The organism is Rhodoferax ferrireducens (genome assembly GCF_003347515.1).
Classification (GTDB): Bacteria; Pseudomonadota; Gammaproteobacteria; order Burkholderiales; family Burkholderiaceae_C; genus Rhodoferax.
In genome coordinates, this window is the sequence record NZ_QEII01000256.1 from 78,997 (window position 1) to 92,000 (window position 13,004).

Genomic DNA, 13,004 nt, shown 5'->3' on the forward strand with positions numbered 1-13,004 from the left:
GTGCCATGGCGCCGGTCAATCGCAAGCGTCAAATCAGGGTTGTGCGGGGGTGTCAGGGTTAGGCGCGGCCTGATCGGTGCTGCCATCCTCAATGGGCGCGCCGTCCTCTGCACCTTCACCAACCTTGCGATCGGCTTTGTGCTTAAGTTTCTCTTCTTTTTTCTTCTTCTTCGCCAGTTCTTTCTGACGCTTCTCGTATCCGTAATTCGGTGTTGCCAATGTATGCTTTCAAGTAGTTAAGGGCACTTTAACATTTCATGACCAGTGCCTGGTATGCCGGGCGTAATTTTATTGCCTCAGGATGCAACAACAGCAGCCTTGTCATCCAGCCAGCGCACAGAACCCCGGTAGGCATGCCAGCTGGCGTGTCCCAGCCAGGGTCCGACGATCAACAGCCCTGCGCCCCAGGGAATGAGCGCCACAAACACCAGCCCAGCCAGCAAGGCGCCCCACAGCAACATCGCGGCCGTATTGCCAAAGACCACCTGCAGGCTGGTAATGGCGGCCGAAATGGCGTCGGTGTCACGGTCCAGAATCATGGGAATGGACACCACGGCCGTGGCGTAAACCAGGCCGGCAAACACACTGCCGACCACCGCATAAACCGCCAGAAACTCCCAATTTTCCGGATTGAAGACAGCCTGGATCACCCCCGTGGTGGAGGGCATGCCGGTGTTGAAGAATACGGCAAACACCACCAGCGACGCCCTACCCCACAGCAGTTCAAGAATGATCAGCACCAGCACCAGCAAGCCCATGCTGCGCAAATGCGAATCCCAGCAAGTCAGGGAGGCGCCCAGATCGGGCGCAATGCCCTGTTCGCGCCGCCGGCTCACCTCATACAAACCCATGGCCAGAAACGGCCCCACCAGCAAACAGCCGGAGGCGATGGACATGACGAATTCGGGTTTATTGCGAAACACCGCCCCCAGCACCGCAGCCATGGCCCAGAAGCAAATGCCATAAAAGAGGCTGATGCCCTTGGCGGCCATCAGGTCCCGCCAGCCAAGCATTAGCCAGCGAAACGGGTCACTCAGGCGCAGGTTGATGATTTCTTTCAGCGGCGCCTCCGAGGGCGGCGGAAAGTACGGCGCGGGCTCGGCCGGGGACACCGACGTTACCGGGGATGCTCTCGAGTGATCGGGATTGCTGCCATTGGTGGCGGTCGAATCGGGGGATAGGTTCATGAAGTCCAGACTACCGAAGTCTGGGCCCCATGCCTATTCAGGTAAACACTGATTCAAGTCAAAGAAGTCTGTAGCGCTTGCGATAAATCAATCCGCAAATCCGCTAGGGCTTCCAGACCCACCGAAAAGCGCACCAACGTGCCCTGTTTCAAGTGCGCAGGCCAGCCACTGCGAATCGATGCCAATTCATAAGGCACGACAAGGCTCATGGGGCCACCCCAGCTGTAACCAACTTTGAACAGCTTGAGCGCGTCGCAAAACGCATCGATCTGGGTTTCGTTGTACTTCGGGTGAAAGATCACACTGAACAGCCCGGCTGCGCCGCCCGGCCCAGGCTGACACAGATCGCGCCAGTGCGCGTGTCCTGGCGAGTCTGGCAGCGCAGGATGCAAAACCTGCACGAATTCGGGACGGGTTTGGCACCAGCGAGCCAACTCGCGGGCAGCCTCGTCATGTGTCCGGTAGCGCAGTGCCATCGTCGGCAGCGACCGCAATACGGCTTCGGCGTCGTTGGCACCCACGCCAAAGCCCAGGCGCATATGCGTCAACTTGAGCTTCATGTGCAGTGACGCATCCCGGGTGATGACGCTGCCCATGAGGACATCGCCGCCACCGCTGGGGTACTTGGTCAGGGCATGCACGGAGATATCGACGCCCAACGTGGGACTGACTTGCGGCGTCAGGTCAAACGGCGCAAAGGCCAGTCCGGCACCCCAGGTGTTGTCCAGCGCGGTGATCACGCCACGGGCCTTGCACAGTCGCACCATCTCGCACAGGTCAGGAAACTCAAGAGTCACCGATCCGGCGGCCTCCAGCCAAACCAAACGGGTCTGAGGGCCGATCTTGGCCTCCAGATCCTGTGGATTCATCGGGTCATAAAACCGGTGGCTGATACCCCAGGCCTTGAGCTCACCCTCGGCCAGGGTCTTGTTCGGACCGTAAGCATTGTCCGGCATGAGCACTTCGTCGCCGGTACGCAGCAGCGACAGGGCCACATTGGCGATCGCCGCCAGCCCGCTGGGAAGCAGCAGACATTGCAGACCACCTTCCAGCGTACACAGACGCTCCTCCAACATGTAGGTGGTGGGTGTGCCATGCAGGCCATAGGTGTAGGCGGTCTTGTCTTTCCACTCGAAGCTGCGCATGGCAGCAACACTCGGGAAGATGACAGTGGACGCCTTGAACACGCCCGGCTGAGGCGCTGCGAAACCCTCGGGGGGCGTATAGGGGTGATGAATCAGCGTCGTGGTGGAATCGGCCATGGTCAGTTGCGCCCTCAAACGCTCCACTTTTGAATCAACTGCTGCGGGCGCAAGGCGTCGTAGCCCTCAAACGGCTGGTGAATCCAGGGGTTTGTCGGCAAGAATTCCACCGAATAGTCGGGCGTGAACGTCGACAGCGCCTTGGTCCAGATCACAGCGCTGCGCAGTTCGGTGATGGGCGCGTAGTTTTCTTTAAGCTGCTTCATCACGGCATTCAGCGTCTTCCCGGAGTCCGCCAGGTCATCCACCAGCAACACTTTGCCGGCAATGTCGCCTTTGGGGGTGGTGATGAAGCGGGCAATGTCCAGGTTGCCCTGTACCGTGCCGGCGTCCGAGCGATAGGAACTGGTCGACATGATGGCCAGCGGTTTGTCAAAAACGCGCGACAGGATGTCGCCCGGACGCAGGCCGCCACGCGCCAGACACAAAATGGTGTCGAATTGCCAGTCGGACTGGTGAATCTTGATGGCCAACTTTTCAATCAGGTTGTGATATTCGTCGTAGCTCACATACAGATGCTTGCCGTCTTCCGTCAACATGGATTTGCTCCTGAATTAATAGCTATATGCGCATATAGCACGAGGGCTACAGCCTTATTTCACTTGAATTTTTTGCTGAACGGCCAATCAGTCAGCCAGGTAGGGGTGGCGCATCATGATGGTGTGATCCCGGTCCGGACTGGTGGACACCATGTGAATCGGAACCCCCGTAACCTGCTCGATGCGTTGCAAATACAGGCGTGCATTGGTCGGTAGCTTGTCATACTGGGTCACGCCCACGGTGCTGTCACTCCAGCCCTCGATGGTTTCGTAGACCGGTTTGCAGCGCTCAATGTCATCGGCGCCCATGGGCAGGATGTCAATCAGCTCTCCATCCAGCTCATAGCCCGTGCACAGCAGCAGCTCTTTCAGGCCGTCAAGCACGTCAAGCTTGGTGATGCACAGCCCGGTCAAACCGTTGACCTGTGCCGAGCGCTTGAGCAGCGCCGCATCGAACCAGCCGCAACGGCGGCTACGGCCTGTGGTGACGCCTTTTTCAGCGCCGATGGTGCTCATGTGATAGCCGGGTGTGCCTTCGACCTCCCAGTCCAGCTCGGTCGGGAACGGGCCACCGCCAACACGGGTGCAGTAGGCTTTGGTAATGCCCAGGATGTAATGCAACATGCCAGGACCGACGCCAGAACCGGCAGCGGCATTGCCTGCCACGCAGTTGCTGGACGTCACATACGGGTAGGTGCCATGGTCCACGTCCAGCAAGGTGCCCTGGGCGCCTTCGAACAACAGGTTGGCGCCTTTGAGGTGTGCCTCATTGAGCTCCCGCGACACGTCGGCCATCATCGGTTTGAGCAATTCGGCGTGGCGCATGGCCTCATCAAAGACGGCCTGAAACTGCACCTGACCATCCACCATGTAGGGTGCAAGCGTGGGGCCGAAATCAAACGCGGCAGAATTGAGATAGGTGCTCAGCACGTGGTTGTGCAAATCCAGCAGTTCACGCAGCTTGGTGGCAAAGCGCTCCGGGTACTTGAGGTCTTGCACCCGCAGCGCCCGACGCGCAATCTTGTCTTCGTAGGCCGGGCCAATACCGCGCCCGGTGGTGCCGATCTTGGCGTTGCCGCCCTTCTCGCGCGCCGCTTCGCGCGCCACGTCCAGCGCGGCGTGAAACGGCAAAATCAAAGGGCAGGCCTCGCTGATGCGCAGGCGCGAACGCAGCTCGATCCCGACTTTTTCCAGGCCCTCGATCTCTTCGAACAGCTTGGCCGCTGACAGCACCACACCATTGCCTATATAGCACTTCACACCTGGACGCATGATGCCGCTCGGAATCAGGTGCAATGCCGTCTTGACCCCATTAATCACCAAGGTGTGGCCTGCGTTATGCCCGCCCTGAAAGCGTACAACGCCTTGCGCACTCTCGGTGAGCCAGTCGACCAGCTTACCCTTGCCCTCGTCGCCCCACTGGGTACCTACGACAACGACGTTACGTCCTTTAGTTGCGATCATTTCAGTATTTCTCAAACGGATTTCACGACCCATTGCCCCGCGACCTGAATCAGCTCGCGATCGCAATGGAACTCATCAACTTCACTGCCATGGCCCGGCAAGGCGCACACGACAGTCTCACCCTGGGCGCGCAAAGACGCGATGGCGCCACGCAAGTCCGCCGCTTCCCGCCACGGCGCCCGTATCGCGGCACGCAAGGGGGGTACTTTGAGCACGCCCACCAAGGCCTTCACATCCAAACTAAAACCAGTAGCGGGGCGATTTCGACCAAACACAGCGCCGACTTCGTCGTAGCGCCCACCGCGCACCAAAGCATCACTGGCGCCCTGGGCGTAGATTGAAAATCGCGCACCCGTGTAGTAGGCATAACCTCTGAGGTCCGCCAGGTCAAAGGTCGCGTTGACCCCCTCCAGATGACTAGCAAGCCACTTTAAATTTGATAGCGCATCACGCACAGCGGGTATGGGCGGGAGCACATTTTCAGCCTCAATCAGGACTTTTTCGTCGCCGTAGAGCTGCACCAGCGCCAACAGGCCCTGACGCGATGAAGACGGAAAATTATGCGTCAAACTTGAAAGTTCGCTACTGTCTTTGGCGGCCAGTGCGGCGTGCACTTGCGCCAGCAAGTCGCCTTCGAGCGACACGCCATCCAGCAAGGCATTGACGATGCGGGCGTCGGCCATATCCACACTCGGCCCTTGCACTTTGGCGACCTTAAGGCAGTCCAGTGCCAGCAACAGCGTTTCCAGATCCGCCTCCAGCCCGGCATGGCCGTAGATTTCAGCACCAAACTGCAGGGGCTCCCGCGTGGCATGGGGTCCACCGGGCCGCGTATGCAACACCGGCCCGCAATAACACAGACGGGTAACGCCCTGACGATTCAACAAGTGTGCATCGATGCGAGCGACCTGTGGCGTGCTGTCGGCGCGCAGACCCAACATGCGCCCGGAAAGCTGATCCACGAGTTTGAATGTTTGCAGGTCAAGCGCCCCACCGACACCGGTGAGCAGCGATTCCAGATGTTCCAATAACGGAGGCATGACCAACTCGTAGCCATAGCAACGCGCCATGTCCAGCAAGTCTCGGCGAAGTTCTTCGATGTGCCGTGCTTCGGACGGCAAGACATCGGCAATGTGATCCGGCAAGACCCAAGCAGACATGTAAATTTTGGAGGAGCTGTTAAAAACGTGATTTTACCGGGCTTGGACGCCGGAATGACTCACAACAGAAACCAAATCAACAGCGCACCGGCAAGAATGCTGCACATTCCAAAAAATCGGAGCTGACCGTCATTCAGTTGAAGAATTTGCGCAAACATCCGGCGCCAGCCAGCAGGGGAAACAAATGGGAAAAGGCCCTCAATCACCAGAACGAGGGCCATGGCCAGCCAGAGGGCGTCGCTGTCCAAGTTATATCTTCAAATATTATTTTTTGGCAGGCGCAGGCCCCGCGCCACCACGAAATGCTTTGAAGAATTCCGAAGAGGATGGGTCGACTACCATGACATCGCTCTTTTTGTTGAAACTGGCCTTGTAAGCATCCAGACTGCGATAGAACTGGGCAAATTGAGGGTCCCGGCCAAAGGCTTCCGCGTAAATGCGGGCCGCTTCAGCATCGCCTTCACCCTTGATCTTCTGGGCATCCCGATAGGCATTGGCCACAGTCACTTCACGCTGCCGGTCGGCATCGGCACGGATCTTTTCGCCTTCAGCCGCACCGGTTGAGCGCAACTCATTGGCCACGCGCTTGCGCTCGGCCTCCATGCGTCGATAAACCGATTCGGTGATGGCATCGACATAATCCGCGCGGGTGATCCGCACGTCCACAACGTCGACGCCCCAAGGCTTACTGCCCTTGACTTTGTCCAGTACCTCTGCCTTGACGCCCGCAGTTATGTCTTCCCGCTTGGTCGCCAAAAGTTCCTTGACCGTGCGCTTGTTGATTTCCTCCTGAAATGCATTGCGCACCACACGGTTCAGTTGATTGGCGCCGTCCGCCTCATTCAGACCCACGTTACGGATGTACTGGGTGGGATCGGTAATGCGCCAGCGCACGTACCAGTCGATCACCATACGTTGTTTTTCAGCTGTCAACATGGGCTCAGTGTCACTGGTCTCCAAAGTTAACAGGCGTTTATCAATATAGGAGACATTTTGAAATGGTGGCGGCAATTTGAAGTTCAAACCGGGCTCGGTAATGACCTCTTTGATTTGACCCAAGGCATACACCACGCCAAACTGCCGCTGATCAACAACAAACAGCATCGAACTGGCAAGCGCCAGAGCGACCAGAAGGGAAGAAAAAATAAAACCTAGCCTGTTCATTCTGGGCTCCTAGCGTGTGTCGCGATCACGGGCACGAGAGTTGTCCCGTGCACGTAAATCAGGTGTGGCGGTGCCGGGCGTGTTCGACGGCACGGCTGGTGCTGTCGATGCAGCGGCATCTGCACCCTGCCCAGTCATCTGCATAATCTTATCCAGCGGGAGATAAAGCAGGTTTGAGCCCTGTTTGGAATCAACCATCACCTTCGTGACATTGCTGTAGATCTGCTGCATCGAATCAAGATACATGCGGTCACGCGTCACCTGAGGTGCCTTCTGATATTCAGCCAACACCGATTTGAATCGTTGCGCATCGCCTTGCGCCTGCGCCACAATTCTTGCTTTGTACGCATCCGCTTCTTCTTTCAGCCGCGATGCAGAACCGACAGCGCGCGGCACCACGTCATTGGCGTAGGCTTGTCCCTCATTTTTGGCACGCTCGCGCTCCTGGCCAGCCTTGAGCACATCGTCAAAAGCTGCCTGTACCTGCTCTGGCGGACGCACGCCGCCTTGCTGCAAGTTAATGCCGACCACATCGATGCCTACTTTGTATTGATCCAGGACCTTTTGCATGATGGCCCGAACCCGAGGCGCTATCTGATCACGTTCTTCAGACAAGGCGCCATCCATGCGCATCTTGCCAACCACTTCACGCACGGCGGTTTCCGCAGCCTGAACCACGGCTTCTGCGGGACTCTTGCTTTCAAAAAGATAAGCCCGAGCGTCATTGAGCCGGTACTGAACAGCAAACTTGATCTCGACAATATTTTCATCTTCGGTCAACATCGCTGACTCGCGCAGGCCCGTCGCCTTGACAACAGTATCTCGCCCCACATCGACTGAACGAATCTGGGTCACAAAGATCAGTTCATGTCGTTGAATGGGATAAGGCAGGCGCCAGTTAAAACCGGCACCCACCGACGATTTGTATTTCCCGAACTGAGTGATGACTGCCTGCTGGCCTTCTTGAACGATGAAAAACCCCGTTCCCAGCCAGATCAGCAGGACAACGCCGGCAATCAGGCCGGCGCCAATACCGGCGCTTTTCATGTCAGGCTGAAAACCACCACCAGAACCATCACCCCCGCCTGAACCACCCCCGGGAATGCCGCGACCAGCATTTTTTACCCCCCCAAACAAGCCTCCGAGTTTGCGGTTGAAGTCACGCCACAATTCATCGAGATCGGGAGGGCCTTGGTTCGGCCCCCGCTTCTGGCCCCGTTCGTTTCCACCCTTCGGTGGCGTAGTTTGCCCATTGGCATCCGAAGGATTAGGCTCTGACTTGTCTCCCTCGGCCGGCTTGTCATCGTTGCGGCCCCACCTTGGATCATTCAGGTTGAACATTCCCCTGATCCGCTCTGGCATATAAGCCCAGCGAAAGGCGCGTAAATGAAGTTTCATCTCTTCTTCTCTTGTGAATCGTTACGGGATTGTGCCCAATCAGGAGGCAGCCTCACGGCTTTCAGGGAAATACTCCCCATCCTGTGCTGGCAAGGCGCCTCCACTCACCATGCGAGCCAACTGCTGTCGAAGCGCCTGAAGACCCTCGCCATTTTTTGCACTAAGGAATATCCGAGGTGTTTGAACCCCATCCAGATCAAAAGTATCTTCCAGCTGCCTGGGCCGACGTTCGGCGTCAAGGACATCCAGCTTGTTAAACACCAATACTTGAGGGATGTCAGCGGCACCAATCTCGCCCAACACGCGCTGAACTTCAGCAATCTGTTCCGGGAAATTGGGACTGGCTGCATCCACGACATGCAACAACAGGTCAGCATCCACCGCTTCCTGAAGGGTTGCCTGAAAGGCATCAATCAGTCCATGCGGTAAATCACGAATAAACCCGACCGTGTCAGACAGCGACACCGAGCGCCCCGCCTCGCCCAGATAAAGCTGGCGGGTTGTGGTGTCAAGGGTCGCAAACAACTGGTCTGCCGCATAGGCGCGAGCCTTGACCAACGCATTGAATAGCGTGGACTTGCCCGCATTGGTATAGCCGACCAGGGAAATATTGAACGCATCGCGTCGCTCGCGCTGACGTCGCTGCGTCTGCCGCTGCCGCTTGACTTTCACCAAACGCTCTTTGATCTTTTTGATATTGTCGCCAATCATCCGGCGATCGAGCTCAATCTGGGATTCGCCGGGACCACCACGCATGCCAATGCCGCCGCTCTGACGCTCCAGGTGAGACCATCGACGGACCAGGCGTGTGCTCAGGTACTGCATTCGTGCGAGTTCGACCTGCAGCTTGCCTTCGTGACTACGCGCTCGTTGAGCGAAGATTTCCAGAATCAAAAGCGTGCGGTCATTGACCGGCATCTCAAGATGTCGCTCGAGATTGCGTTGCTGCGCAGGACTCAGACTTTGATCAAAAAGTACCTCAACAGCGCCCAACTGAGCGGCCAACGATTTGATTTCGTCGGCTTTTCCGCTCCCCACAAATAAGGCGGCGTCGGGCGCTTTTCGTTTACAGGTTATCCTGGCAACTGGATTCAACCCCGCCGTCTGCGCCAGCAAGCCCAACTCTTCGAGCTGCCCATCGAAATTCGGCAATCCAAAATCAACGCCAACCAGTATGGTTGGGGCAGATTGGCGATCAGGCGGCTGCAGGTTCGTCACCCTCACCGGTTGCAAAATTTACTGCGCGCCCTGGCACGATGGTCGAGATGGCGTGCTTATAGACCATCTGGGTGACCGTGTTGCGAAGCAACACCACATACTGGTCAAACGATTCGATCTGACCTTGCAACTTGATCCCGTTGACTAAATAGATCGAGACCGGCACATGCTCCCGACGCAAGGCGTTGAGGAAGGGATCTTGAAGTAACTGGCCTTTATTGCTCACGATATTCTCCGTGTTCTAAGAAAATTAAGAAGGAATGACGATACCACAGCAATGTGCGGTCTAAAGCCGCACGCCCCCAAACCCACAATAAAGTTGACGGCACTCGCGCTGGCGCTAATCAGCTAAGGCAGCGATCTGGCTCACAAACCCTTAGACGGCGGCTTTGTCAGCATAAGGATTAGTCGAGGTTTTGAACTCGATTCGCATCGGCGTGCCAACCAAGTCAAATTCTTTGCGGAAACGCCCTTCCAGAAAGCGCTTATAAGCGTCTGTAACGTGTTCAAGCGAATTGCCGTGAATAATAATAACGGGCGGATTCATGCCGCCCTGATGGGCATAACGCAACTTCGGCCGGTACATACCCAAACGCTTGGGGCTCTGAAACTGTACGGCCTCCAGCAACAAACGTGTCAAGACGGGTGTCGACATCTTGCAATTAGCGGCCTTGTACGCTTGCGCAATGGACGCCCAAAGCGGCCCCAGACCCTGCCTTTTTGTCGCAGAGATCAAATGCATGGTCGCGAACTTCAGAAATGGCAAACGGGTTTCAATGGAGCGCTTGACGAGTTCCCGCTGGTACTCATCCACGGCATCCCATTTATTAACCGCAAGCACGACGGCACGACCGTTTTCAAGAATGTAGCCCGCAATATGGGCGTCCTGATCGGTAACCCCTTGTGTTGCATCAATCAGCAACAATACGACATTGGATGATTCAATGGCCTGCAAGGTCTTGACCACCGAGAATTTTTCGATTGCCTCAAAGACTTTACCTTTGCGACGCAGGCCTGCGGTATCAACCAGCTCGAATTTTTGACCGTTACGCTCAAACGGCACGGAAATCGCGTCCCGAGTCGTCCCCGGCAAATCAAAGGCTACCAATCGCTCTTCACCTAGCCAAGTGTTGATAAGCGTGGATTTTCCAACATTGGGGCGACCAGCAACGGCCAGTTTGATGACGCCAGGCTCTCGCTGATCTTCGGCCTCGTCAGGCTCCGCCAAATGAAGCGGCGCAAGTGCCAGTTCGACCAGAGAATGAATACCCTGACCGTGCGCGGCGGAAATCGCATGAACCTCACCGAGACCAAGTTCAAAGAATTCAACCAACTGCGCACCCGCAAGCATGCCTTCGGCCTTGTTGGCTGCCAACACACAGGGCTTGCCGAGACGGCGAAGGTATTTGGCGATTTCGTGATCCTGTGCAGAAATGCCTTCCCGCGCATCAACGACAAATACCACGACATCTGCTTCCGCCACAGCCTGACGAGTCTGTTTGGCCATTTCCTTGAAAATACCGCTGGCGGCATCTGGCTCGAATCCACCCGTGTCAATGACAATGAACTCGTGTTTGCCTAGCTTGCCATTACCATAGTGACGATCACGGGTCAGCCCGGCGAAATCAGCCACGATCGCGTCACGAGACTTGGTCAGCCGATTGAATAGCGTCGATTTGCCCACATTGGGACGACCGACAAGGGCCAAAACAGGTTTCATGAAATTACGTCCAACACTTACTCAGGCTTGAAGCCAAAAACACCACCGCTGCGGGTGACAACGACCAGCGTTCCACCAGCCAAAACAGGCGCAGCGACAATCGCCGAACCATCGGTAGATACTCTCGTGAGCGCAGATCCGTCTTCACGCGACAACAAATGAACGAGACCCGTGTCATCTCCCACGGCCAATGACCGTCCCACGACCAGCGGGGCGGTCAGTTTGCGGTACCGCAGACGCTCAGACACCCAGGCACGCTCCCCATCCACCCGTTTCCAGGCTACGAGTTTGCCATCACCTTCGGCGCCATATACATACTTGTCATCACCATGCACGCCGACATAACCGATTGCCGGCTTGGTCCAAAGCAAGGTACCACGTGCCGCGTCAACGCAGCCAACAGCGGCCTGAAATGCACGTGCACACACGACATCGCCATCGCGGCTGACACGTCCGACCAAGTCAACCAGGCGTTCAATATCGTTAGTGCCGCGCGGTGACGCAATAGGTGACTCCCAACGAATAGAGCCATTTGAGGGATTGATACCAACGAGACGACCGACCAAGCCCACCACCAAAGTATCACCAACGGCCAACAAAACACCCGCTTGGCGAAGCACCAAAGACTCACCTGGACGCTGCTGCGTCCAGAGTTTGCGCCCTGACTGTGCATCGAATGCCGTTACGGAACGATCGGCGGCGAGCAAAAAGACACGCCCGCCAGCAACCAGGGGCGCCGTAAATCCTTGCGCCGGTATTTTTTGACGCCACGTCTCGCGCCCAGCCTCCAGAACAACCAATTCGTTGCCTCGAGTGACCACCGCCGCAAAGCGACCATCGCTACCAACCCCGGCAGCGATCTGCGCACCGACATTGGTACGCCATAGCTCCGCACCGGTCCGAGTATCAAACGCCCCAACCAAGCCGTCGGAACTGGCAACTGCCACTGTATTGCCGTTTACTTTGACATCAAGTGGAAAGTCGACCAGACCTAGCTTCAACTGCCATGCCAAACCAACGCCCAGCAGACCGGCATTGGGGGGCAACTCGGCAGGCTTAAGCTTCTCAGGCCCACTTGAACAGCCAGACAGGAAACCTGCGACACCAAGTAGCAAGGCCATCAGGGCGACCCTGTTGGCTGCCGTCAATAGAAAATCAAGCTTCACTTTTTCCCTTCCGACGCCGCAGGCACTACGTCAACATTCTTTGCCACAGCAACGTCACTGGGGGTGTTGCCCCCACGCTGGGCAGCCACACCCAGTGCGTTCAACTTAACTTCCACCAAACGCCGATAGTCAGTGCGCTCGTCAAAACTCTTGAAAGCTCTTTCATACTCCGCAAGCGCTTCTTTCTTCTTACCCTGCAACAACAATATATCGCCTTTGCGGTCCGCGACCAGCGCATCAAAGTTGGCGGGAAATGCGCCACTTAATTGTTTCAAGGCCTCATCAAAAGCCTTGGACTCTGTCAATATCCCGGCGAGACGCAGCTTAGCAAGCGCCTGGTAGCCCGGATCAGATGACTTATCGGCAACCCAGTCCAAAGCAGCCTTGGCAGCGTCAATATTACCGACACTGTAGTACTGCTTTGCTACCAGGAGCCCAGCCTGTTGCGCATACGTAGTTGATGCAAAGCGGTCCTTCATGTCTGCAAAAACCCGGTCAATTTTTGCAGTGTCTGCCGACTTCACCACACGCTCAACTTCGTCATACATGGCAGCCGCCTGCGTTGCCTGACTGCGTTGGTAATACTGGTAGAAATTCCAGCTCGCGAATGCACCCAACACCGCAATCAAAGACCAAGTGATGAGATTGCCGTATTGTTTCCAAAAATGTTTGAGCTGGTCGAGTTGCTCTTGTTCTTCTAGATCTAAATGATTTGCCATGAGAATG

14 protein-coding genes are annotated in these 13,004 nt (G+C 56.5%); all 14 read right to left on the bottom strand.

Annotation, left to right across the window (positions count from 1 at the left end):
* Positions 1–33 precede the first annotated feature (33 nt).
* Positions 34–219: a hypothetical protein gene (locus C5P05_RS09030; protein WP_114969508.1), complete on the bottom strand. Its 186-nt coding sequence runs from the start codon at positions 217–219 to the stop codon at positions 34–36.
* Between the two features lie 77 nt (positions 220–296).
* A complete protein-coding gene (locus tag C5P05_RS09035; RefSeq protein ID WP_114969509.1) occupies positions 297–1,187 on the bottom strand; it encodes a DUF2189 domain-containing protein in 891 nt (296 codons plus the stop codon).
* 53 nt (positions 1,188–1,240) lie between these two features.
* Complete coding sequence (locus tag C5P05_RS09040) at positions 1,241–2,449, bottom strand: PLP-dependent transferase (RefSeq protein ID WP_114969510.1); 1,209 nt, start codon at positions 2,447–2,449, stop codon at positions 1,241–1,243.
* A gap of 14 nt (positions 2,450–2,463) precedes the next feature.
* The gene (locus tag C5P05_RS09045; protein WP_114969511.1) at positions 2,464–2,988 is read right to left on the bottom strand and encodes a phosphoribosyltransferase; all 525 of its coding nucleotides are present in this window, start codon (positions 2,986–2,988) and stop codon (positions 2,464–2,466) included.
* 87 nt (positions 2,989–3,075) lie between these two features.
* Entirely contained in the window at positions 3,076–4,452 is a 1,377-nt protein-coding gene (locus C5P05_RS09050) for an adenylosuccinate synthase (protein ID WP_114969512.1), read from the bottom strand.
* A gap of 11 nt (positions 4,453–4,463) precedes the next feature.
* On the bottom strand, positions 4,464–5,612 hold the full coding sequence (locus C5P05_RS09055; RefSeq protein ID WP_114969513.1) for an ATP phosphoribosyltransferase regulatory subunit: 1,149 nt from the start codon (positions 5,610–5,612) through the stop codon (positions 4,464–4,466).
* Between the two features lie 59 nt (positions 5,613–5,671).
* Positions 5,672–5,860, bottom strand: coding sequence for a DUF2065 domain-containing protein (locus C5P05_RS09060; protein WP_114969514.1), 189 nt, complete (start codon positions 5,858–5,860; stop codon positions 5,672–5,674).
* 16 nt (positions 5,861–5,876) lie between these two features.
* Positions 5,877–6,776: a protease modulator HflC gene (gene hflC / locus C5P05_RS09065; protein ID WP_114969515.1), complete on the bottom strand. Its 900-nt coding sequence runs from the start codon at positions 6,774–6,776 to the stop codon at positions 5,877–5,879.
* 9 nt (positions 6,777–6,785) lie between these two features.
* Positions 6,786–8,174 (bottom strand): FtsH protease activity modulator HflK, encoded by a 1,389-nt coding sequence (hflK, locus tag C5P05_RS09070; RefSeq protein WP_114969516.1) that lies wholly within the window; start codon positions 8,172–8,174, stop codon positions 6,786–6,788.
* A gap of 39 nt (positions 8,175–8,213) precedes the next feature.
* Complete coding sequence (gene hflX, locus C5P05_RS09075) at positions 8,214–9,392, bottom strand: GTPase HflX (RefSeq protein WP_114969517.1); 1,179 nt, start codon at positions 9,390–9,392, stop codon at positions 8,214–8,216.
* Entirely contained in the window at positions 9,370–9,618 is a 249-nt protein-coding gene (gene hfq / locus C5P05_RS09080) for an RNA chaperone Hfq (protein ID WP_114969518.1), read from the bottom strand. Before hfq ends, hflX begins: the two co-directional genes overlap by 23 nt.
* Before the next feature lie 150 nt (positions 9,619–9,768).
* Positions 9,769–11,112 (bottom strand): ribosome biogenesis GTPase Der, encoded by a 1,344-nt coding sequence (gene der / locus C5P05_RS09085; RefSeq protein WP_114969519.1) that lies wholly within the window; start codon positions 11,110–11,112, stop codon positions 9,769–9,771.
* 17 nt (positions 11,113–11,129) lie between these two features.
* Complete coding sequence (gene bamB, locus C5P05_RS09090) at positions 11,130–12,233, bottom strand: outer membrane protein assembly factor BamB (protein WP_114969572.1); 1,104 nt, start codon at positions 12,231–12,233, stop codon at positions 11,130–11,132.
* Between the two features lie 41 nt (positions 12,234–12,274).
* Positions 12,275–12,997: a YfgM family protein gene (locus C5P05_RS09095; protein WP_114969520.1), complete on the bottom strand. Its 723-nt coding sequence runs from the start codon at positions 12,995–12,997 to the stop codon at positions 12,275–12,277.
* Positions 12,998–13,004: the final 7 nt, after the last annotated feature.